This window comes from Luteimonas marina, from assembly GCF_007859325.1.
GTDB classification, from domain to species: Bacteria; Pseudomonadota; Gammaproteobacteria; order Xanthomonadales; family Xanthomonadaceae; genus Luteimonas; species Luteimonas marina.
Map to the genome: position 1 here is coordinate 121,736 of NZ_VOHK01000002.1, position 22,316 is coordinate 144,051.

Annotated in this window: 19 protein-coding genes; 12 read left to right on the forward strand and 7 right to left on the reverse strand. The window is 70.7% G+C overall.

Annotated features, from left to right (window positions below; translation table 11 throughout):
- Positions 1-9: 9 nt before the first annotated feature.
- Positions 10-1,902 carry a molecular chaperone HtpG gene (htpG, locus tag FQY83_RS04690; RefSeq protein WP_146385575.1) on the reverse strand — a complete coding sequence of 631 codons (1,893 nt, stop codon included), beginning with the start codon at positions 1,900-1,902 and terminating at the stop codon, positions 10-12.
- A 123-nt stretch (positions 1,903-2,025) separates the two neighbouring features.
- Here htpG and FQY83_RS04695 point away from each other — a divergent pair, with 123 nt between their 5' ends.
- Positions 2,026-2,577, forward strand: coding sequence for a YdeI/OmpD-associated family protein (locus FQY83_RS04695; RefSeq protein ID WP_146386318.1), 552 nt, complete (start codon positions 2,026-2,028; stop codon positions 2,575-2,577).
- A gap of 211 nt (positions 2,578-2,788) precedes the next feature.
- Here FQY83_RS04695 and FQY83_RS04700 read toward each other — a convergent pair whose 3' ends face one another.
- Positions 2,789-3,994, reverse strand: a complete 1,206-nt coding sequence (locus tag FQY83_RS04700; protein ID WP_146385577.1) for a glycosyltransferase — start codon at positions 3,992-3,994, stop codon at positions 2,789-2,791.
- Between the two features lie 287 nt (positions 3,995-4,281).
- A complete protein-coding gene (gene dbpA, locus FQY83_RS04705; protein WP_146385579.1) occupies positions 4,282-5,664 on the reverse strand; it encodes an ATP-dependent RNA helicase DbpA in 1,383 nt (460 codons plus the stop codon).
- 101 nt (positions 5,665-5,765) lie between these two features.
- Here dbpA and FQY83_RS04710 point away from each other — a divergent pair, with 101 nt between their 5' ends.
- Positions 5,766-6,743: a zinc-binding dehydrogenase gene (locus FQY83_RS04710; RefSeq protein WP_146385581.1), complete on the forward strand. Its 978-nt coding sequence runs from the start codon at positions 5,766-5,768 to the stop codon at positions 6,741-6,743.
- A 185-nt stretch (positions 6,744-6,928) separates the two neighbouring features.
- Here the strand turns inward: FQY83_RS04710 and FQY83_RS04715 are convergent, their stop codons facing one another.
- Together FQY83_RS04715 and FQY83_RS04720 are read right to left on the reverse strand one after the other, a co-directional pair.
- The gene (locus FQY83_RS04715) at positions 6,929-7,708 is read right to left on the reverse strand and encodes a class I SAM-dependent methyltransferase (protein WP_146385583.1); all 780 of its coding nucleotides are present in this window, start codon (positions 7,706-7,708) and stop codon (positions 6,929-6,931) included.
- Positions 7,709-7,764: 56 nt separating this feature from the next.
- Positions 7,765-8,790, reverse strand: a complete 1,026-nt coding sequence (locus tag FQY83_RS04720; RefSeq protein ID WP_146385585.1) for a LysR family transcriptional regulator — start codon at positions 8,788-8,790, stop codon at positions 7,765-7,767.
- A 125-nt stretch (positions 8,791-8,915) separates the two neighbouring features.
- On the opposite strand from FQY83_RS04720, the gene FQY83_RS04725 reads away from it, so the two are divergent.
- The 10 genes from FQY83_RS04725 (at position 8,916) to FQY83_RS04770 (ending at position 20,627) form a co-directional block, all read left to right on the forward strand.
- Positions 8,916-9,161, forward strand: coding sequence for a hypothetical protein (locus FQY83_RS04725; RefSeq protein ID WP_146385587.1), 246 nt, complete (start codon positions 8,916-8,918; stop codon positions 9,159-9,161).
- Positions 9,162-9,184: 23 nt separating this feature from the next.
- Entirely contained in the window at positions 9,185-10,048 is an 864-nt protein-coding gene (locus FQY83_RS04730; protein WP_146385589.1) for an SDR family oxidoreductase, read from the forward strand.
- Positions 10,035-11,234, forward strand: a complete 1,200-nt coding sequence (locus FQY83_RS04735) for an efflux RND transporter periplasmic adaptor subunit (RefSeq protein ID WP_146385591.1) — start codon at positions 10,035-10,037, stop codon at positions 11,232-11,234. The genes FQY83_RS04730 and FQY83_RS04735 overlap by 14 nt, the downstream gene beginning before the upstream one ends.
- A 234-nt stretch (positions 11,235-11,468) precedes the next feature.
- Positions 11,469-14,636, forward strand: a complete 3,168-nt coding sequence (locus FQY83_RS04740; RefSeq protein WP_146385593.1) for an efflux RND transporter permease subunit — start codon at positions 11,469-11,471, stop codon at positions 14,634-14,636.
- Positions 14,637-14,755: 119 nt separating this feature from the next.
- Positions 14,756-16,222: an efflux transporter outer membrane subunit gene (locus FQY83_RS04745; RefSeq protein ID WP_146385595.1), complete on the forward strand. Its 1,467-nt coding sequence runs from the start codon at positions 14,756-14,758 to the stop codon at positions 16,220-16,222.
- 245 nt (positions 16,223-16,467) lie between these two features.
- On the forward strand, positions 16,468-17,070 hold the full coding sequence (gene folE, locus FQY83_RS04750; RefSeq protein WP_146385597.1) for a GTP cyclohydrolase I FolE: 603 nt from the start codon (positions 16,468-16,470) through the stop codon (positions 17,068-17,070).
- On the forward strand, positions 17,070-17,453 hold the full coding sequence (locus tag FQY83_RS04755) for a YchJ family protein (RefSeq protein WP_146385599.1): 384 nt from the start codon (positions 17,070-17,072) through the stop codon (positions 17,451-17,453). The genes folE and FQY83_RS04755 overlap by 1 nt, the downstream gene beginning before the upstream one ends.
- Positions 17,454-17,611: 158 nt before the next feature.
- Positions 17,612-18,847, forward strand: coding sequence for a lytic murein transglycosylase (locus FQY83_RS04760; protein WP_146385601.1), 1,236 nt, complete (start codon positions 17,612-17,614; stop codon positions 18,845-18,847).
- A 204-nt stretch (positions 18,848-19,051) separates the two neighbouring features.
- Entirely contained in the window at positions 19,052-20,302 is a 1,251-nt protein-coding gene (locus FQY83_RS04765) for a TCR/Tet family MFS transporter (RefSeq protein WP_146385603.1), read from the forward strand.
- 88 nt (positions 20,303-20,390) lie between these two features.
- Positions 20,391-20,627: a hypothetical protein gene (locus tag FQY83_RS04770; protein WP_158636433.1), complete on the forward strand. Its 237-nt coding sequence runs from the start codon at positions 20,391-20,393 to the stop codon at positions 20,625-20,627.
- A 248-nt stretch (positions 20,628-20,875) separates the two neighbouring features.
- On the opposite strand, the gene FQY83_RS04775 is transcribed toward FQY83_RS04770, so the two are convergent.
- Both FQY83_RS04775 and FQY83_RS04780 read right to left on the reverse strand, forming a co-directional pair.
- The gene (locus tag FQY83_RS04775) at positions 20,876-21,265 is read right to left on the reverse strand and encodes an I78 family peptidase inhibitor (protein WP_146385607.1); all 390 of its coding nucleotides are present in this window, start codon (positions 21,263-21,265) and stop codon (positions 20,876-20,878) included.
- Between the two features lie 95 nt (positions 21,266-21,360).
- The gene (locus tag FQY83_RS04780; protein ID WP_146385609.1) at positions 21,361-22,245 is read right to left on the reverse strand and encodes a hypothetical protein; all 885 of its coding nucleotides are present in this window, start codon (positions 22,243-22,245) and stop codon (positions 21,361-21,363) included.
- Between the last annotated feature and the right edge of the window lie 71 nt (positions 22,246-22,316).

The following is a 22,316-nucleotide window of genomic DNA, read 5'->3' on the forward strand; positions in this document are numbered from 1 at the left end:
CCGACGCCCTCAACCCGCCAGCAGCCGGTTCATCCGCTGCACGAACGCGGCCGGGTCGGGCAGCGGTGCGCCCACCGCCAGTTCGGCCTGCTCCAGCAGCAGCGTCGCGAGATCGGTCGCGCGCGCTTCGTCGGTTTCGGCCTCGATCTTCTGCAGCAGCGGGTGCGCCGGGTTGATCTCCAGCGTGGGCCTGTTCTCGGGCACGTCCTGGCCGGCCTCGCGCAGCAGGCGCGCCAGGTGCGGGGCCATCTCGTGGTCCGACAGGGCCAGGCACGAGGGCGAGTCGGTCAGGCGCGCGGACACGCGTACCTCCTCGACGCGTTCGCCGAGCAGGGTCTTGAGTTTCTCCAGCAGCGGTGCGGCAGCCTTGGCGGCTTCCTCCTGCTTCGCCTTGTCGGCGGCGTCCAGCGGCAGCTCGCCCTTGGCGACGTGGCGCAGCGGCTTGCCGGCGTATTCGCGCAGGTGGCCGAGCATCCATTCGTCGATGCGGTCGGACATCAACAGCACCTCGATGTCCTTGGCGCGGAAGGCCTCGAGCTGCGGGCTGCCGGCGGCGGCGCGGTGGCCGTCGGCGGTGATGTACCAGATCGCGTCCTGGCCCGGCGCCATGCGGCCGAGGTAGTCGTCCAGCGAGACGGTCTGCGCCGCGCCTTCACTCTTCGTCGAAGCGAAGCGCAGCAGTTTCGCGATGCGCTCGCGGTTGCCGTGGTCCTCGACGATGCCCTCCTTGAGCGTGTTGCCGAAGGCCTTGAGGAAGGCGGTGAACTTCTCCGGCGCGTCGCGCGAGAGTTTCTCGATCAGATCCAGCACGCGCTTCACGCAGGCGCCCTTGATGCGCTCGAGCTGGCGGTTGTGCTGCAGCAGTTCGCGGCTGACGTTGAGCGGCAGGTCGTCGGCGTCGACCACGCCGCGCACGAAGCGCAGGTAGCTGGGCAGCAGTTCCTCGGCCGCGTCCATGATGAAGACGCGCTTGATGTACAGCTTCAGGCCCTTGCGCTCGTCGCGCCCGCCCATCATCAGGTCGAACGGTGGCTGCGAGGGCAGGTAGAGCAGGGTGGTGAAGCTCTGGCTGCCCTCGACGCGGTTGTGGGTCCAGGCCGCGGCGTCGTTGAAGTCGTGGCCGAGCGACTTGTAGAAGTTCTGGTATTCCTCGTCGCCGATCTCCGACTTCGGGCGCGTCCACAGCGCGGAGGCGTCGTTGGCGGTCTCCCACTCGGGCGCGGCGTCGGGCTTCGCCTCGTCGTCGCCGGCGAACGGCGCTTCCTTCGGCATGCGGATCGGGAAGGCGACGTGGTCGGAGTACTTGCGCACCAGCGAGCGCAGCTTCCAGCCGTCGAGGAACTCGTCCTCGTCGGCCTTCAGGTGCAGCACCACGGTGGTGCCGCGTTCGCGCAGCACGGCCGATTCCAGCGCGTACTCGCCGCGACCGTCGCTCTCCCACTTCACCCCGGCCTCCGGCGCATCGCCGGCGCGGCGGGTGAGCACGGTCACGCGGTCGGCGACCACGAAGGCCGAGTAGAAGCCCACGCCGAACTGGCCGATCAGGCGGGCGTCGGCCTTCTGCTCGCCGCTCATGGCTTCCAGGAAGCGACGCGTGCCTGAGCTGGCGATGCTGCCGAGGTTGGCCACGACCTCGTCGCGGCTCATGCCGATGCCGGTGTCGCGGAGGGTGATGGTGCGGGCGTCCTTGTCCCAGCTGACGTCGATGTGCAGTTCGCCGTCGCCGGCCAGCAGGTCCGGGTTCGCGATCGCCTCGAAGCGCAGCTTGTCGCAGGCGTCGGAGGCATTGGAGATCAGCTCGCGCAGGAAGATCTCCTTGTGCGAGTACAGCGAGTGGGTCACCAGGTGCAGGACCTGGGCGACTTCGGCTTCGAATTTGCGGGTTTCGGCGGTCGTGGTCATGGCAAGGTTCCGTTGCGTGGCCAGGGCAGTCGCGGGATATGCGTGCCGCGGCGGCGATTTCAAGCGCGGGGTGGGAACGGTTGTTGTTCTTCGCGGATCGGGCTGCCGGTGTATCGTTCCGCCATGGGCAAGGACACCGGCAAGATCCGATTCAAGGTGAAGCTGCTGCGACCGGCGGAGCCGAAGGGCGCGACGTGGGCGTTCTTCGTCCTGCCCGCCGCGGCCAGCGCGAAGCTGCCGACGCGCAGCATGGTCACCGTGGACGGCACGCTCGAGGGACAGGCGTTCCAGGCCACGCTGGCGCCGGACGGCGAGGGCAGTCACTGGCTGAAGGTGGAGAAGGCGCTGCGCGAAGCGGCGGGTGCGGCGGTCGGCGATACCGTTGCGCTGGAGATCGCGCCGGTGGACGTGGAACCCGAACCCAGGGTGCCGCCCGACATCCGCAAGGCGCTCGCCGAGCACCCGGCGGCGAAGGCGCAGTGGGCCAGCCTCACGCCGGTGGCGCGACGCGACTGGATCCACTGGATCACCTCGGGCAAGAAGGCCGAGACGCGGGTGAAGCGCATCGCCACCGCCTGCGACATGCTCGCGTCGGGCAAGCGCCGCGCCTGCTGCTTCGACCGGTCGGGGATGTACAGCAAGGGCAACATGGGCGCGCCCGTGGCCGCGGAATAGATTTTCCCTCGCGAAGCCAGCGGCTTTGACGGTTGCTGTTCCCGAAGCGCCCGTCGCTTGTCGTGCAGGCGAGCAACGATCCTGCCTTTGCCGTCATCCCAGCGAAAGCTGGGATCCATTGTGCAGTTGCTGCTGTCATTGAATGGAGAAAATCAAAATGGATCCCAGCTTTCGCTGGGATGACGGCTCTTGTGGGGCCGGTGATTCCGGCTCACCGACCGCTTGCGGCGTACCTTTCCACCAGTGCCACGCCGGCCGCGAGGCCGTCCTCGTGCCGCATCCGTTCGCCGATGCGCGCGGCGTTCTCCCTCGCTTCGGCTGTTTCGGCGAACGCGATCGCCTCGCCCAGCTTCGCCGCGGTGATCGAGCCGCCGCGCAGCGCATGGCGCATGATCCCCGCCGCGCGCAGGCGCGCACCCCAGAAGAACTGGTCGCCGGCAAAGGGCACGACGATCGCCGGGACGCCGGCGCGGCAGGTCGAGTGCGTGGTGCCGGAGCCGCCGTGGTGGATCGCCATCGCGGTGCGCGGCAGCAGCCAGTCGTGCGGGACGTTGCCGACGAGGTGGAAGTTGCCGGGCAGGCGCGCGGTGTCGATGCCGCTCCAGCCGGCGCTGAACAGGGCGCGGCGACCGTCGACGGCGCCGACCACGGCGTCGAGCAGGCGCGTGCTGTCGAAGCCGGCCATGCTGCCGAAGCCGACGTAGACCGGCGGTTCGCCGGCGTCGAAGAAGGCGAGCAGGCCTGCGTCCGGCGTCCACGCCTGCGCCAGCGGCGGGATCCACTGCCCGCAGACGTGGGCATTGCCGGGCCAGTCGGCCGGCTGCGGCACCAGCGCGGGGGAAATGCCGTAGAGCATCGGGTGTTCGGTCCACAGCGCCTTGCGCGGCGGCAGGCCGGCGGCGGCGCGTGCGCGATTGGTCGCCTTGCGCAGCAGCTGCCAGGTCAGCTGGTTGAACAGCCGGTGGCTGCCATGGTTGAACGCGCGCGGCGGCGTCAGCGGCAGGAACGGTGCGGCGAATTCGCGCGTGGGCGTGATCGGGATCAGCATCGCGCCGATGACCGGCACGCCCAGCGCTTCGCCCGCGGACAGGCCGACGAAGGCGGCGAGGCCCGAGACGATGACCGCGTCGCAGCCGCGCCCGCGGTCGAGCGCCTGGCGCAGCCAGTCGCCGGTGTGCCTGTTGGCGAGCCGGCCGAGGTTGCGGGTGATGTCGCGCATCGCGCCGTCGGCGGCGAGCGCGGCGCGGATGTCGCCGGCCAGCGCGGCGCAGGGCACGCCCAGCGCCCGCGCGACGCCGAGCGTGGAGACGTCGGCGAGCAGTTCGACCTCGTGCCCGGCCTGCATCAGCGCGTGGCCGAGCGCGGCGAGCGGGCGGGTGTCGCCTTCGGTGCCGTAGGTGAGCAGCAGCAGTCGCATGGCGTCAGGGTAGCGTCGTTGCGTTTCAGGGCCGGGGAGATTCATGTGTCCGCCGCGACGGCATGCGGGACGGGTACCCATTTGCGGTCAGGAATGGACAACGACGCCCCAAGGGGTGGGGACTTGCATGTCATCCCGAGCGCAGCGAGGGATCCCTGTCTGCAAGTCTTCGGAGAGAAGATCCCTCGCTGCGCTCGGGATGACAGTTCAAGACACGGCGCATGGTCGAACCCGCGCCGGAAAGCGCCGCGCCCGCAGACGCTGAGTCTGTCCAGGTCGCGCGTCGCCTACAGCCGGTTCACCCGGAACCGGCGGCCCTTGATCCTGCCCTCGCGCAGCCGCGCCAGCGCCTGACCGGCCTTGCCGCGCGCGATGGCGACGTAGCTGCGGGTGGCGAAGACGTCGATCCTGCCGATCGCGTCCTTGTGCAGGCCGGCGTCGCCGGTGAGCGCGCCGACGATGTCGCCCGGCCGCAGCTTGTCGCCGCGTCCGCCGTCGATGCGCAGCGTGGCCATCGCCGCGGCCGGGACGTTCGCGGGCTTGCCCGACAGCGGTGCCAGCGTGTCCCAGCGCAGGAACATGCCCAGGCGTTCGCCGATGGCGGTGGCGCGCGGCAGGTCGCGCAGCGTGCACAGGTTGAGCGAGAGGCCGCCGCGCCCGGCGCGTCCGGTACGGCCGACGCGGTGCAGCCAGGTGTCGACGTCGGTGGGCAGTTCGTAGTTCACCACCGCGTCCACGTCCTCGATGTCGATCCCGCGCGCGGCGACGTCGCTGGCCACCAGCACGCTGCAGCTGCGGTTGCCGAACCGCACCAGCACCTCGTCGCGGTCGCGCTGCTCCATGTCGCCGTGCAGCGCCAGCGCGGTGAAGCCGTAGTGCGCGAGCGAGCCGGTGACCTCGACCGTGTCGGCGCGGGTGTTGCAGAACACGATCGCCGATTCGGGGCGATGGCGCAGCAGCAGCGCGGCGAGCACCGGCGCGCGGCGCGCGGGCTCGACCTCGACGAACAGGTGCTCGACCGCCTGCGCCTGCGCGCCGGCCTCGACCGTGACCTCCAGCGCATCGCGCAGCATCGCCTGGCCCAGGGTGCGGATCGCGTCGGGGAACGTCGCCGAGAACAGCAGCGTCTGCCGGTCCTTCGGCGTGCGCCTGACGAGGTCGCGGATCGCGTCCTCGAAGCCCATGTCGAGCATGCGGTCGGCCTCGTCGAGCACCAGCACGCGCACGGCCCCGAGCGACAGCGCGCCCTTCGCCACCAGTTCCTGCACGCGTCCCGGCGTGCCGACGACGACGTGCGGCGGGTGCGCGAGCGAGGCCAGCTGCGGGCCGAGCGGGATGCCGCCGCACAGGATCGACAGCTTGAGGTTGGGGATGCCGACGGCGAGCCGGCGCAGCTGCTTGCCGACCTGGTCGGCGAGTTCGCGCGTCGGGCACAGCACCAGCGCCTGCGGCTGGATGCGCGCCGGATCGAGCGCGTGCAGCAGGCCGAGCCCGAACGCGGCGGTCTTGCCGCTGCCGGTGGGCGCCTGCGCGATCACGTCGCGGCGTTCGAGGATCGCCGGCAGCGCCTGCGCCTGGACCGGCGTCATCGCGGTGAAGCCGAGCGCGTCGACGCCCTGCAGCAGGGCGGGCGGAAGGGCGAGGGTGGCGAAGTCGGAGGCAGTGGCCATGCGTGCATGGTCGCAGGTTGTGGCGATCGCCGGACGGGGCCCGGAAACGCCCGCGCCGGAAATGCTCTAGGGTGACCGCTCCCCGGCATCAGGAGCCCCCCATGCGCAGCGCCGTCCACCGCGAGTTCGGCGAACCGGCCGAGGTCCTTGCCTGCATCGACAGCGCGATTCCGGAGCCCGCCGCCGGCGAAGTCCGCATCCGCATGCAGCTGGCGCCGATCCACAACCACGACCTGTGGACGATCCGCGGCCAGTACGGATACAAGCCGCGCCTGCCGGCGATCGGCGGCAGCGAAGGACTCGGCGTGGTCGATGCGATCGGCGAGGGCGTCGAGGGACTGCACCTGGGCCAGCGCGTGACCGCGGCCTCGGGCCGCGGCACCTGGGCCGAGTACTTCGTCGCGTCGGCGAAGATGGTGATCCCGATGCCCGACGCGATTGCCGACGAACTCGCCGCGCAGCTGGTCGCGATGCCGCTCAGCGCGCTGATGCTGCTGGAGTTCCTGCAGGTGGAGCCGGGACAGTGGATCGTGCAGAACGCGGCCAACGGCGCGGTCGGCAAGACGCTGGCGATGCTCGCCGCCGCGCGCGGCGTGCACGTGCTGAGCCTGGTGCGGCGCGACGCCGGCGTCGACGAGATGGCCGCGGCGGGCGTCGGCAACGTGGTGTCCACGCAGGCGCCGGAGTGGCGGAAGCAGGCGAAGGCGATCCTCGGCGAAAACCGCGCGCATGCGGCGGTCGATTCCGTCGGCGGCCAGGCCAGCGCCGACCTGCTGTCGCTGCTGGGCGAGGATGGCGTGCTGGTGTCGTTCGGCTCGATGAGCGGCGAACCGATGGTCGTGCCCTCGGGCGACATGATCTTCCGGCACATCACGGTGAAGGGCTTCTGGGGCAGCCGGGTCAGCCGCGAGATGGCGGTGACCGACAAGCGCCGGCTGGTCGGCGAACTGGTCCAGCGCGCCATCGGCGGCGAACTCAGGCTGCCGGTGGACGGGATCCACGACCTGGAAGAGGCGGCGCAGGCCGTCGCCGCGAGCCTGCAGCCGGGACGCAGGGGCAAGGTGCTGCTGCGCGCCTGAAGGGAACTTCTGAACATCTCGAATCTGTCATTTCGAACGCAGTGAGAAATCTTGCTTTTCAGGCGCCTGGATTGACCGGCTTCGCCGTTGCAAAGCGCCTCTTGCTGCGCCCGAAATGACGGTTTCCGTCTGGACGTTCCCTGACGGCGCTCCTGCAGGGGCGAGCGGGAACCACGCAAGTCCTTTCAGGTGCCGTCATCGCGCCTGCGCAGCGCGATCATCCGCGTCCGGTACGGAAACGCCACTTCGGGCGCGCCGGCGAGTTCCGGCGTCGCTGCGACCAGCGCGCGCACCTGGCGCTCGACCTCGTCGCGCTGCGCCGCCGGCAGGGCGGCGATGAAGCTGACCGACAGCGTGCGCTGCACGATCACCTGTTCGGGTGCACCGACGTGCGCGCTGCGCACCGTGCGGTCATCGACCAGCGTGAAGCCGTCGCCTGGCAGCACGCCGCGCCATTCTCCGCTGTGGTAGCGCGGCGTGCCGGCTTCGTGCGCGTTGGTGATCGCGGACAGCGCCGCGACCCAGGGCACGGTCTCGTCGCGCACGTTCCAGACCAGGCCGAGCACGCCGCCGGGCAGCAGCACGCGGCGGATCCCGGACAGGGCGCGTGCCGTGGCGAACCAGTGGAAGGACTGCGCGCAGACCACCGCATCCATCGACGCGTCCGCGAGCGGGATCGCCTCGGCGGTGCCGCCGTGGAGCTCGACGTCCGGATGCCGGCACGCGAACTCGACGCGCATCGCCGCGACCGGCTCCACCGCGACCACGCGCGCGCCGGTCGCGAGCAGCCGCGGCACGAACTTGCCGGTGCCGGCGCCCAGGTCGAGCACCGACCGGCCCGGCGCGAGGCCGACCACGTCGTGCAGCCAGTGCGCGGTCTCCTCCGGATAGCCGGGGCGGCCGCTGGCGTAGCGGCCTGCCGCCTGCGCATAGCCGCCGGCGGCGCTGTCGTGGATCGCGGCCATGCGCGCATTGTGCCGGCGGAGGCGCATCGCCGGCCAGGCCGCGCCCGTGGCCGTCCTCAGCCCGCCGTCACCGTCTCCAGGATGCGCTTGCCGGCGGCGATGTCGTCGGCCTGTTCGGCATCGGCGCCGGCTTCGTGCGTGCACTTGCCTGCCATCAGCGGGCAGTGCGCGGACATGTAGTCGATCTCGAGGTTGAGGCGTTCGAGCAGGAAGTCGACGAAGGCGCGCACCTTCGGCGACTGCCCGTGGCCGCGCGGGAACACGGCGTTGAACTCGTAGTCGCCGCCGGTCCAGCCCGCGAGCACGCGCTTGACCAGGCCGTGCTCGACCGCCGGCTTGACCATCACGTCGGCGCCGATGATCAGGCCTTCTCCGCACAGCAGCGCGCCCTTGAGCGCGGCCGGGTCGTTGGCGACGAGGATCGGGTTGACCTGGAACTGCTGCCGGCCGTTGCCGTCGTCGAGCGTCCAGGCGTAGCCGCCGTTGCCCAGGCGGTGCTTGGGCATCGCCAGCGTGCGGTGGTACTGCAGCTCGTCGGGATGCAGCGGTTCGCCGTAGCGCGCGATGTAGGCGCTGCCGGCGAACACCTGCGTGCGCAGGCTGCCGAGCCTGCGTGCGACCAGGCTCGAATCGGGCAGCGGCCCGAGGCGCAGCGCGACGTCGATCTCGCCGGCGATCAGGTCGACCGGCTCGTTCGACAGCATCATCTCCACGCGCACCTCGGGATGGCGCATGTGGAACTCGCCCAGCAGCGGCGCGATCTTGTCGATGCCGATCGAGTAGGGCGCGGTGAAGCGCAGCCAGCCGCGCGGGCCGGCCTGCAGCTGGCTGACCGCGCTCTCGGCCTCGCTGAGGTCGCGGGCGATGCGCTGGGAGTGTTCGTAGTAGACGTTGCCGGCTTCGGTGAGGCCGAGCCTGCGGGTCGTGCGGTGCAGCAGCTGCGCGCCGAGCCGCGACTCGAGTTCCTGCACCTTGCGGCTGACCGTGGTCTTGGGCAGGCGCAGCGATTTCGCCGCGCCGACGAAACTGCCGTGCTCGACCACCTTGACGAAGATCAGGGTGTCGTTGAGATCGTGCGACATGTGGGGCTCCGGGGATGGGAAGGTCGATTGGCCCGCCTGCTGGACAATTATTCCCTGAATTGGGGACTAATCAAGTCCTGATTACGCGCCTAAGGTAGGCGCCATTCCCCCGATGGACTGCCGCCATGCGCGCCGTTCCCCGCCGCCACCTGTCGTACGCCAGCCTCGTCCTGCTGCTCGCCGCGGACCTGCTGGCGCTGGCTGCATTGCTTTTGAATCAATGGTTTGAACTCGAACAAGGCTGGAGCTGGCTGCTCGGTGCGGCCCTGACCCTGGTCGCGCTGCCGGGCCTGCTGTGGGCGGCCGACCGGGTGTTCGCGATGGCCCGCCCGGTGGGAAATATCCCGATGACGGGAGGAACATTCCCGTGAGCGGGATAATCGATTCCGGGACAATGCCCCGTGCCCTCGTGGTGCTGGGGGCGGGCGGCGCGGTCGGTCGCGGCGTGGTCGAAGCGGCCGTCGAAGCGGGCCGGCCGGTGGTGGCGGTCGGGCTGGACGAGACGGCCCGGCAGGCGCTGCTGGCGCGGCACCCGCGGGCGGACGTGGTCGCACTGGTCGCGCCGATCGCCAGCGATGCCGATGCCGCCGCGCTCGCCGCGCGCCTGCGCGGACTGGGCGTCGCCTTCGACGGCGTCGTCGCCAGCCTCGCCGGCGAACACCCCTGCGGGCGCCTGATCGACGAACCGGCCGACGTGCTCCAGCGCACGCTCGACCAGGACCTGCTGCCGCACCTGTTCGCGGCGCGCCACCTGCTGCCGCTGCTGCCGGCGGACGCGTCCGGCTACGTGCTGGTCGGCGGTCCGGGCGGGCGCTATCCCTGGGCCGGCTACGGCCACTGTTCGATCGCCGCCGCGGCGCTGCGGATGATGGCGCGCGTGCTGCACGACGAAGCCGGACGCCACGGCCTGCGCGTGCAGCTGCTGTCGCTGGACGCGCCGGTCGGCACCGAGGCCAATGCGGCGCATGCCGGCGCGTCGTGGCCGAAGGCGCTGGCGATCGGCCACCGCGCGCTCGCGCTGCTCGATGGCGCGCGCGCGCCGGTCGCGGCGCCGATCGTCGAGTTCCCGGCGCCGGCGATGACCTCGCGCGTCATTGCCGCGGCGCGCGCGACCCCGCCATCGTCCTCCCGCGACCGCCGTCTCCCGGTCACCCCCGCCGTGGCACTGCCCGCGCGCGACCTGCGCGCCGCGCGCGCGCTGCTCGATTCGATCGCCTCCCCCACGTCTCCAGGAAGTCTCCACGATGAACACTGCTGATCACGCCATCTTCTCCGGCCGCGGCCTGCGTGCCGCGCGCCTGGTTCCCGTCCTGCTCGCCGCCGCGCTCGCGGTCGCCTGCAGCAGCAATGCCTCGCCCGGCGATGGCGCGCCGCCCGCGCCGGAAGTGAGCGTGGCCCAGGTGCTGTCGAAGCCCGTGCGCCAGTGGGACGACTTCACCGGCCGCGTCGCCGCGATCGAAACCGTCGACCTGCGCCCGCGCGTCAGCGGCTACGTGCAGCGCGTCGCCTACGAGGAAGGGCAGGACGTGCGCAAGGGCGACCTGTTGTTCGTGATCGATCCGCGTCCCTACCAGGCCGCGCTGGATCGCGCGCAGGCCGACCTCGAGCGTGCGCGCAGCGAGGCCAAGCTCGCCAATGCGCAGAATGTGCGCGCGAAGACGCTGGTCGAGGCCCGGGCGATCTCGAACGAGGAGTTCGAGACCCGCAATGCCGCCACCGCGCAGGGCAACGCCGCGGTGCGCGCCGCCGAGGCCGCGGTCGCCGCGGCGCGGCTCGACCTGCAGTTCACGCAGGTGCGCTCGCCGATCGACGGCCGCGCCGGGCGCGCGCTGGTGACGACCGGCAACCTCGCCCAGGCCGACGCCACCCTGCTGACCACGGTGGTCTCGCAGGATCCGGTGCACGTGCACTTCGAGACCGACGAGCAGACCTGGCTGCGCTACAGCCAGCTCGCGCGCGACGGCGAACGCGCCGCCAGCGACAACGCGGTGCGCGTCGGCCTCGCCGGCGAGGACGGCTATCCGCACGCGGGCGTGGTCGACTTCACCGACAACCGCGTCGATCCGGCCACCGGCACCATCCGCGTGCGCGCCGTGCTGCGCAACCCGGAACGGCGGTTCACGCCGGGGCTGTTCGCGCGCGTGCAGCTCGAAGGCAGCGGCGAGTTCGACGCGCTGCTGGTCGACGACAAGGCGGTGCTCACCGACCAGGACCGCAAGTACGTCTACGTGCTGGGCGAGGACGACACCGCGCAGCGCAGGGACGTGGTGCTCGGCCGCGTGATCGACGGCCTGCGCGTGGTGCGGTCGGGCCTCGAGCCCGACGACACCATCCTCGTCAGCGGCCTGCAGAAGGTGTTCATGCCGGGCATGCCGGTGGCGCCGAAGCGGGTGGCGATGCAGCCGCCGCAGTCCGACGCCGATCGCGTGGCCAGTACGCAGTAGTGCCGCGCTTGCTCTGCTCCCTCCCCCGCGAAGCGGGGGAGGGGTCTCGTTCCTCCGTCCGCTGCGCGGACGGAGGGAAGAGTTTCGCTCCCCCCCGGGCCGCTCCCTCCGGCCCGTCCGGCCGACGGCCTTCCCGCGCTTTCTCCCCCACGCCGGGAAGGCCGCCGGGCCGGATTTTCTCCCCACACGTCGCGCCGCGCGCGGTGACGGCCACGGCCGCACAGGACAACCCCCATGGACTTCTCCAAATTCTTCATCGACCGGCCGATCTTCGCCGCCGTGCTGTCGATCGTGATCTTCGCCGCCGGCCTGATCTCGATCCCGCTGCTGCCGATCGGCGAATACCCCGAAGTGGTGCCGCCCTCGGTGGTGGTGCGCACGGTGTACCCCGGCGCCAATCCCAAGGTGATCGCCGAGACCGTGGCCACGCCGCTGGAGGAAGCGATCACCGGCGTCGAGGACATGATGTACGTCAAGTCCGTCGCCGGCTCCGACGGCGTGCTGCAGCTGACGGCGACCTTCCGCCCCGGCACCGATCCGGACGAGGCCACGGTCAAGGTGCAGAACCGCGTCTCGCAGGCGCTGGCGCGCCTGCCCGAGGACGTGCGTCGCCAGGGCGTGACCACGCAGAAGCAGTCGCCGGTGTTCCTGATGGTCGTGCACCTGACCTCCGATGACGGCAACTACGACTCGCTGTACCTGCGCAACTACATGCGCCTGCACGTCAAGGACGAACTCGCGCGCATCCCCGGCGTGGGCGACGCGCAGCTGTTCGGCGGCGGCGACTACGCGATGCGGCTGTGGCTGGACCCGGACAAGGTCGCCTCGCGCGGCCTGACCGCCGGCGACGTGCTGCGCGCGATGCGCGAGCAGAACGTCCAGGTCTCGGCCGGTCAGCTCGGCGCCGAGCCCATGCCCAACGGCAGCGACTTCCTGCTGCCGATCAACGCCAGGGGCCGGCTGGAGAGCGTCGAGGAGTTCGGCGAAATCGTGCTCGAGAGCGGCGCGAACGGCGAGATCGTGCGCCTGCGCGACGTCGCCCGCATCGAACTCGCGGCCGGCGACTACACCCTGCGCGCGCGCCTGGACGGCAAGAACGCCGCCGCGATCGGCATCTTCCAGGCGCCGGGCGCGAACGCGCTGGAGATCCGCGACGCGGTGGTGGCGAAGATGGACGAACTGCGGCCGACGCTGCCGCCGGGCGTGGAGATTCAGTCGATCTACGACACCACGATCTTCGTCCGCGACTCGATCCAGTCGGTCATCACCACCCTGCTGGAGGCGACGCTGCTGGTGGTGCTGGTGGTGATCCTGTTCCTGCAGACCTGGCGCGCCTCGATTATCCCGCTGCTGGCGGTGCCCGTGTCCATCGTCGGCACCTTCGCGGTGCTGTACCTGCTCGGCTACTCGATCAACACCCTGACCCTGTTCGGGCTGGTGCTGGCGATCGGCATCGTGGTCGACGACGCGATCGTGGTGGTGGAGAACGTCGAACGCCACATCGAGGAAGGCGCGACGCCGCTACGGGCCGCGCATCTGGCGATGAAGGAAGTCTCCGGGCCGATCGTCGCGATCGCGCTGGTGCTGTGCGCGGTGTTCGTGCCGATGGCCTTCCTGAGCGGCGTCACCGGGCAGTTCTACAAGCAGTTCGCGGTGACCATCGCGATCTCGACGGTGATCTCGGCGATCAATTCGTTGACGCTGTCGCCGGCGCTGGCGGCCAAGCTGCTGAAAGCCCACGGCGCCGAGAAGGATGCGCCCTCGCGCCTGATCGACCGGCTGTTCGGTTGGGTGTTCCGTCCGTTCAACCGCTTCTTCAAGCGCAACTCCGAGCGCTACGAGGGCGCGGTGTCGCGCGCGCTGGGCCGCCGCGGCGCGGTATTCGTGGTCTACCTCGTGCTGCTGGCCGGCGCCGGCGTGATGTTCAAGGCGGTGCCGGCGGGCTTCATCCCGGTGCAGGACAAGCTGTACCTGATCGCCGGCGTGAAGATGCCCGAGGGCGCGTCGATCGAGCGCACCGACGCCGTGCTGAAGAAGATGGCGGCGCTGGCGATGGAGGTCGACGGCATCGCGCACGAAGTCGCGTTCCCGGGCCTGAACCCGCTGCAGTTCACCAACACCCCGAACAACGGTGTGGTGTTCTTCCCGCTCAAGCCGTTCTCCGAGCGCTCGCGCAGCGCGGAGGAGATCAACGCCGAGCTCAACGCGAAATTCGCCTCGATCCAGGAGGGCTTCACCTTCGCCTTCATGCCGCCGCCGATCCAGGGCCTGGGCAACGGTTCGGGCTGGTCGCTGTTCGTCGAGGACCGCACGCGACTGGGCTACGGCGAGCTGCAGAACGCGGTGCAGGCCTTCCAGGGCGCGGCGGCGCAGACGCCGGGGCTGGGCTATCCGATCACCAGCTACCAGGCCAACGTGCCGCAGCTCGACGCCGAGGTCGACCGGGTCAAGGCCAAGGCGCAGGGCGTGCCGTTGACCGAACTGTTCGAGACGCTGCAGACCTACCTCGGTTCGGCTTACGTCAACGACTTCAACATGTTCGGCCGCACCTGGCAGGTGATCGCGCAGGCCGACGGGCCGTTCCGCGACGAGGTCACCGACATCTCCAACCTGCGCACGCGCAACGCCGCCGGCGACATGGTGCCGATCGGCTCGATGGTGAACGTCGCGCAGACCTACGGCCCCGACCCGGTGATCCGCTTCAACGGCTATCCTGCCGCCGACCTGCTCGGCGAGGCCGACCCGCGCCTGCTCTCGTCCGGCGAGGCGATGGCGAAGGTGGTCGAACTCGCGCAGCAGGTGCTGCCGACCGGCATGGGCATCGACTGGAGCGACCTGAGCTACCAGCAGGCCACGCAGGGCAAGGCCGCGCTGGTGATCTTCCCGCTCGCGGTGCTGCTCGCCTTCCTGGTGCTGGCCGCGCTGTACGAGAGCTGGACGCTGCCGCTGGCGGTGATCCTGATCGTGCCGATGACGATGCTGGCCGCGCTGTTCGGCGTGTGGCTGACCGGCGGCGACAACAACGTGTTCGTGCAGGTCGGCCTGGTGGTGCTGATGGGGCTGGCGTGCAAGAACGCGATCCTGATCGTCGAGTTCGCGCGCGAACTGGAGCTGCAGGGCAAGGGCATCGTCGAGTCGGCGCTGGAGGCCTGCCGCCTGCGCCTGCGCCCGATCGTGATGACCTCGGTCGCGTTCATCGCTGGCACCGTGCCGCTGGTGCTGTCGAGCGGCGCGGGTGCCGAGGTGCGCTCGGTCACCGGCATCACCGTGTTCGCCGGCATGCTCGGCGTCACCGCGTTCGGCCTGTTCCTGACGCCGGTGTTCTACGTCGCGCTGCGCAAGCTGGCCAACCGGCCGCTGGTGTCGCACGCGCCGGAAGGCGCGGGCGCGATCCACGCATGACACATGACGACCCACGAGGCCCATCGTCCCCGCCTTCGCGGGATGAGGGAAACGCCAGGAACCGCGGCGGGAACGCTGCGGGCCTGCCTCGAACCACCAGAATTCCCGAGGACGCTTCGATGCACAAGACATTGCGATTGATTCCCACGCTGCTCGCGACCGCGCTGCTCGCCGCCTGCGCGGTCGGTCCCGACCACGTGCGGCCGACGGTAGCCGTGCCCGATCGCTTCGGCGCGGCAGCCGATGACGCTTCGCAGGCATCGTCGGATGCACCGGAGAAGCAGGCGTTCGACGACGCCTTCCTGCAGGGCCTCGGCGATCCGCAGCTGACGCAGCTGGTGGGCGACGCGCTGCACGCCAATCACGACCTGCGCATCGCGCTGACGCGCTACGATCGCGCCAATGCGCTGCTGCGCGGCTCGCGCTTCGACGCGCTGCCGACCATCACCGCGCAGGGCGAGGCCGCCGACGTGCGCAGCAGCGCCGACCAGGCGCCCGGCGTGCCGCGTGCGGCACGCGACGGCGAGCAATGGAGCGCCGTCGCCTCGGCGAGCTGGGAGCTCGACCTGTTCGGCCGCGTGCGCCGCGGCATCGAGAGCGGGCGCGCGGAGGCCGAGGCGAGCGCCGCCGACCTGCGTGCGCTGCAGGTGGCGATCGCCGGCGAGGTCGCGCGCACCTACGTGGAACTGCGCGGCACCCAGGAACGCCTGCGCGTGGCCCGTGCCAACCGCGACAACCAGCAGCGGACGCTGGACCTGGTGCAGGCGCGCCTCGACGCCGGCGCCGGCACCGAGTTCGACACCGCGCGCGCCCGCGCGCAGCTGGAGACGACGGCCTCGCGGATCCCGGCGCTGGAGGCGCAGCAGCAGGTGGCGATGCACCGGCTCGCGGTGCTGACCGGCCGCGACCCGAGCGCGCTGCTCGGTGCGCTGGCGCCGGCGAAGCCGCTGCCGTCGCTGCCGCCGCGCATCGATGCCGGCACGCCCGGCGAACTGCTGCGCAGCCGCCCCGACATCGCCGCCGCCGAAGCGCGCCTGCACGCGGCCACCGCGCGAATCGGGATCGCCACCGCCGACCTGTTCCCGCGCTTCACCCTCGGCGGCCTGATCGGCAGCCAGGCGATCGACGGCAGCGCGTTGTTCGAACGCGACAGCGAGACCCGGATCGTCGCGCTGGGCGTCGACTGGTCGTTCCTCGACGTCGGCCGCGTGCGCGCCCGCATCGCCGCCGCGAATGCCGACGCCGAAGGCGAGCTTGCGCGCTACCAGCAGTCGGTGCTGCTGGCGCTGGAGGACGCCGAGAACGCGCTGGTGCGGCACTCGCGCGCGCGCAGCGAGGACGCGCACCTGGAGCGCGCCGCGATCGAGGGCGAACAGGCCGCAAGGCTGGCGCGCGCTCGCTTCGAGGCCGGCGCCTCGGGCCTGCTCGACGTGCTCGACGCCGAACGCGTGCAGCTGCAGGCACAGGACGCCTTCGCCGACGGCCGCACCCGCAGCGTCGCCAGCGCGGTGGCGCTGTACAAGGCACTGGCCGGCGGCTGGCCGCAGGTGCTGCCGGAGCGCGAGCGCATCGCCGGGCGACGGTGAAATGGACTTCCAGACTTCCTGAAAACCGGCGAGTTCGCATTGTCATTCCGCTCGTGCCGCGCGACCATCTTGTCATCCCGAGCGTAGCGAGGGATCTTCGCTCCGCGCGCGGGAAAGCAAGATCCCTCGCTACGCTCGGGATGACAGCTGGGAGGGGCGTGGTCCTTGTCGGGAACGTCGATTCCACGAATTTCCCGCCCTCGCGGTAACATGCGCACTCCGACTTCCGCAGATAGGCGCCGGACGTGAGCAACCAAGACGACGCACGCAACGGCGTTCCGCGCGCGCAGGCCGAGGACGCGGTGCGCACCCTGCTGCGCTGGGCCGGCGAGGACCCGGCGCGCGAGGGCCTGCTCGACACGCCCAAGCGCGTGGTCAACGCCTACACCGAATGGTTCAACGGCTACGAGCTCGATCCCGACGAATACCTGGCGCGCACCTTCAAGGAAGTCGCCGGCTACGACGAGATGATCGTGCTGCGCGACATCGAGTTCGAGAGCCACTGCGAACACCACATGGCGCCGATCATCGGCCGCGTGCACGTGGGCTACCTGCCCGACGGCAAGGTGGTCGGCATCAGCAAGCTCGCGCGCGTGGTCGAGGCCTATGCGCGCCGCTTCCAGGTGCAGGAGAAGATGACCGCGCAGATCGCCGGCTGCATCCAGCGCGCGCTGGCGCCGCAGGGCGTGGGCGTGGTGGTCGATGGCAGCCACGAGTGCATGACCACGCGCGGCGTGCACAAGCGCGGCGTCAGCATGGTCACCTCGACCATGCTCGGCAGCTTCCGCGAGGATGCGCGTACCCGCGCCGAGTTCCTGCGCTTCATCGAGACCGGTCACCGCCGCTGATGGCGGCCTGTCCCTGCGGCCGCGGCCGCGACTACGCCGACTGCTGCGGTCCGCTGCACGACGGCGCGCCGGCGTGCGATGCCGAGGCGCTGATGCGCTCGCGCTACACGGCCTACGTGCGCGAGGACGCGGACTACCTGCTGCGCAGCTGGCATCCCTCGACGCGTCCGGCGGAACTGGCGTTCGACGGGCCGAAGGCGCAGCGCCTGACCTGGCTGAAGCTCGATGTGCTGCGCCACCTCGCGACCGGCGACGACACCACCGAAGTCGAATTCGTCGCGCGCTACCGCATCGGCGGCGGCAGCGTGGTGCGCATGCGCGAGCACAGTCGCTTCGTGCGCGAGGGCGGGCACTGGTTCTATCTCGACGCGGTTCCAGACTGAACTGGCTCGTCGTCCCCGCCTTCGCGGGGATGACGGCTTCTAGATTCCGGTGGCCCACGTTTGATCGCATGAATGCACCGCAACGCACGCCCGTTGCAACGGCATTCCCCAAGCGTACGGCGATATGCTGCGCGAACCCGCAAGCGCAGAAGTCCTCGATGTCCCGCCTTGTCGCCTTTGCCCTGCTGTGCATGTTGCCGGTCCTGCCGGCGAATGCGCAGGCGCCTGCCGATCCGTCGCCGAAGCAGGCGACGGCACCTGACCCGCAGTACGACGCCTGCGTTGCCAGCCGCCTGCGTCCGCAGGCGATCGCGCGCGGCATCCCGGGCGAGACCTTCGACCGTTTCATGGCCGGCGTGGTCGCCGATCGCAGCGTGCTCGACCTGCTCGACGCACAGCCCGAGTTCACCACGCCGATCTGGGACTATCTCGCCGGCCTGGTCGACGACGAGCGCGTGGCCGACGGCCGGGCGATGCTGGAGACGCATCGCGACCTGCTGGCGCGCGTGTCGGCGCAGTACGGCGTCGATGCGGAAACGATCGTCGCGGTGTGGGGCGTGGAGAGCAACTACGGGCGCGTGTCCGGCAAGCGTCCGCTGCTGCAGTCGCTGTCGATGCTGTCGTGCTTCGGTCGCCGCCAGGAATTCTTCCGCGGCGAGTTCCTGGCGACGCTGAAGCTGCTGCATGACGGCGATCTGCGCGATCCGGCGATCACCGGCTCCTGGGCCGGCGCCTTCGGGCACACGCAGTTCATGCCGACGACCTATGCGCGGATCGCGGTCGACGGCGACGGCGACGGCCGTCGCGACCTCGTCACCAGCATCCCGGACGCGCTGGCGTCGACTGCCAACTACCTCAAGCGTTCCGGCTGGCAAACCGGACGGCCGTGGGGCTACGAGGTGAAGCTGCCCGCGGGCTTCGACACCTCGCTGGCGGGACGCACCAGCCGCCGCCCGCTGTCGGACTGGGTGGCGCGCGGCGTGGTCCGCGTCGACGGCAGCGCGATAGCGCCCTCGGATGCGCGCAGCGCGGTCCTGCTGCCGGCGGGGCGCAACGGGCCGGCCTTCCTCGTGTTCCGCAACTACGACGCGATCTATTCCTACAACGCCGCCGAAAGCTACGCGCTGGCGATCGCCACGCTGGCCGACCGCCTGCGCGGCGGCGCCGGGCTGGCGGCGGCATGGCCGACCGACGATCCCGGCCTGTCGCGCGCGCAGCGGCGCGAACTGCAGGCGCTGCTGCTCGCGCGCGGCCACGCCATCGGCGAGGTCGACGGCATGATCGGCACGGCCACCCGCCGCGCGATCCAGACCGAACAGCAGCGCCTGGGCCTGTCGCCGGCCGACGGCCGCGCCGGCACGAAGATCCTCGACGCGCTGCGCGCGGCGAAATGACCGTTCCGATGCCGCGCGGCGCATAGGGCGGGTTTCAACCCGCCACACGCCGGCCACGCGGCCACGCATGGATGCGCAGGCGTTTCATGCGACCACCGCGCGGGTCAAGACCCGCCCCATGCGCGTGGCTCCGCGGCGATCATCCGGAGCGGGCGTCCCGAATTCGCGGATAATGCGCGGCTTCGTCCCCCATGGCGCGCCCGCGTGAGCGAACCCACGGCGTCCCGGCGCAAGGCCGCGCTGGTCTTCATCTTCCTCGTCGTGTTGATCGACGTGCTGGCGTTCGGGCTGATCATCCCGGTGCTGCCGCACCTGGTCGAGGAGTTCACCGGCAGCACGGCGACGGCGGCGCTGTGGATCGGCGTGTTCGGCACCGTGTTCGCGGCGATCCAGTTCCTCAGTTCGCCGATCCAGGGCGCGCTGTCGGATCGCTACGGCCGGCGGCCGGTGATCCTGCTCTCGTGCCTGGGCCTGGGCATCGACTTCGTCATCATGGCGCTGGCGCCGACGCTGTGGTGGCTGCTGCTCGCACGCGTGTTCTCGGGCGTGTTCTCGGCCAGCTTCACCACCGCCAACGCCTACGTGGCCGACATCACCCCGCCCGAGCAGCGCGCGAAGAGCTACGGCCTGATCGGCGCCGCGTTCGGCGTGGGCTTCACCATCGGGCCGGTGCTCGGCGGCTGGCTGGGCGAGGTCGACCTGCGCCTGCCGTTCTGGTTCGCGGCGGGGCTGGCGCTGCTGAACTTCTGCTACGGCCTGTTCGTGCTGCCCGAATCGCTGGCGCCGGCCTCGCGCGCGAAGCGCTTCGACTGGTCGGCAGCGCGGCCGCATGCGGCGATCACGCTGATCGGCCGCTATCCCGGCATCGTCGGCCTGGCCGCGGTGGTGTTCATCGCCAACCTCGCGCACTACGTGTACCCGAGCGTGTTCGTGCTGTTCGCCGACGTGCGCTACGGCTGGGGGCCGTGGCAGGTGGGCTGGGTGCTGTTCCTGGTCGGCGTGTGCAGCGTGATCGTCAACGTCGCGGTGGTCGGGCGCACGGTGAAGGCGCTGGGCGAGCGGCGCGCGCTGATCTTCGGCCTGGCCTGCGGCGTGGCCGGTTTCGTCGTCTACGCCTTCGCGCCGCAGGGCTGGATCTTCCTGCTCGGCCTGCCGGTCAGCGCGCTGTGGGCGATCGCCGCGCCGGCGAGCCAGGCGCTGATCACGCGCCAGGTGGACGTGGACATGCAGGGGCGCATCCAGGGCGCGCTGATGAGCCTGGTGTCGGTGGCGGGCATCCTCGCGCCGATCGCGTTCGCGAGCGTGTTCGGGCTGTTCATCAGCGAGCGCGCGCCGGTCGAGTTCCCGGGCGCGCCGTGGATGCTGGCGGCCTTGCTGCTGGCGGTGGCGGTGGGAATCGCGTGGCGCTATGCACCGAAGGCGGAGAAGATCGCGGCGGTGACCGATCCCGGCTGAACGCGCACACCGCGGTGTGACGGACGCCACTGCCGCGGCGGGCGTAACCGCGCGACGATGCCTCCCACCGACGAGAGGAGACACGGGAATGCGGATGCCGACAGCAATGCTGCTGGTCGCGGCGCTGGCCACCGGCTGCGCCAGCCAGGACTATCGCGACACCAATGCCGCCGTCGACGCCAACCCGGCCTGCGCCAGCCGTCCCGATCGCCCGGGCGAGCCGGTCTCGGCCGCCTGCGAGCGCAAGGCCGAGGCGACCTGGAGCAGCGAACGCAAGTCCGGCGACAGGCCGATCGATTTCAGCCGCAAGCCGAAGGACGATTGAGGGCCTCCTCTACGGGTAGGCGCCACATACTCGCCGCACGTAGGCTCGTCATCCCGGCGAAAGCCGGGATCCATTTGCCGTTGATCTTTTTTCAACAGGTTCAACGACCATCAAGATCAAAATGGATCCCGGCTTTCGCCGGGATGACGGTCGAGAAGTACTGCATGGTCAAGATGTGCCACCGCTGCCAACGGCGCGACGGCGCTCGGCCGGGCGGTGGCGTGCGGTCGTGGTGAATGACGAAACCATCAGCCGCAGTTGAGCTGCTCGATCACGCCGGCGTCGTCGGTGAGGATGTTCAGGCGATCCTGGCGGAAGTCCATCGTCGCCGCCTGGCCCGGCTTGAGCACGCGTACGCTGGCCGAGCCGCTGTCGGCGGTGGCCTGCGCGACCACCGCTTCGGTGGCCTCCTGGCCAACCAGCGCCTGTACGGCATCGGCATTGCAGGTCCTCGGCGTTTCGCCGGCGTCGACGGTGGTCGCCGGTTCCACGGCAGGCGTCGCGGCGGTCTCCGCGGGTGCCGCAGGTTCCGCGACCGGCGACGATTCGGACTTCGGCGCGCAGGCGCCCAGCAGCAGCACCAGCGATGCCGACAGCAGCGAGAGGGGCAGGGCGGGATGGCGGTTGCAACGGATCATGGCGGGCCTCCTTGGCTTGGCGCATCGATGTGGGGACGCGCCACGATAACGCGCTTTTCCTGAAGCCATTCCCTACGCTCGCAGGCCGTACGGGATCAGCCCACCGCACCGCGCTTGGCCGCCGGCAGGGCGTTGCGGATCATGGTGTTGAAGCCGCCGGCGAGCAGGCCGAAGCCGGCTTCGGTGGGATGGATCTCGTCGTACCAGAAGTCCTTGTCCTCGACCGAACCGATGCCCGAGAAATCCGCGTACGAGAACAGGCCCGGATACGCCGCGCGGCTGGGCGCGAGCACCTGGTCGCGGAAGCCGTCCACCAGCAGGCGCCAGGCGAAGCGCTCGGCCTCGGCCTTGCTGGCGAGCACGGGTTTCATCACCGGCCACAGCCAGGGGCCGACCGTGCCCATCACCATCGCGGCCAGGCCGAGGTTGCGCACGGTGAGCTCGCCCTCCTTGCCGATGGCGTGGCGCGACAGCGGCGCATAGCCATGGCCGACGACGCGGAAAGACCCGCCGACCGTCTTCATCGACGACAGCAGCAGGTCGTAGCGCGCCAGCAGCCGTTCGAACACGCCGTGCTCGACCACGGCCTCGAAGGCGTCGTCGGCGTCCATGCGGCCCTGGCCCGCGAAGACCTTCGCCAGCCGGTCGCCGAGGCAGTCGTTGCCGCCGATGCTCAGGCACAGCAGGTCGAACTCGCGCGACGCGAAGCGCTCGGCGTAGTTGCGGCAGGCCGCCGGCGTCAGCATCTCCGCGGCGGTCAGCCCCGGTCCGCCGAGGCGGATCGACATGCCGTCGATGCGCGCGAAACTGTTCCAGCACAGGTTCTTGTACAGCGGCGTGCTGAACCACGAATCGCCCCAGTAGGCGATCGCCGGGCGCTGCTTCAGGTACTCGCGCCAGTCGCGGCGCTGTTTCGATCGCGGCATGCCGCTCGCGGCCCTGACCTGGGTCCAGTTGTCGTAGATGCGCTTGAGCGCCATGGCGGGTGCCTCCTGCAGCGAGCCTATCGACCCCAACGCGTCCGGATGGCGATGGCGGTCACGTCCGCGAA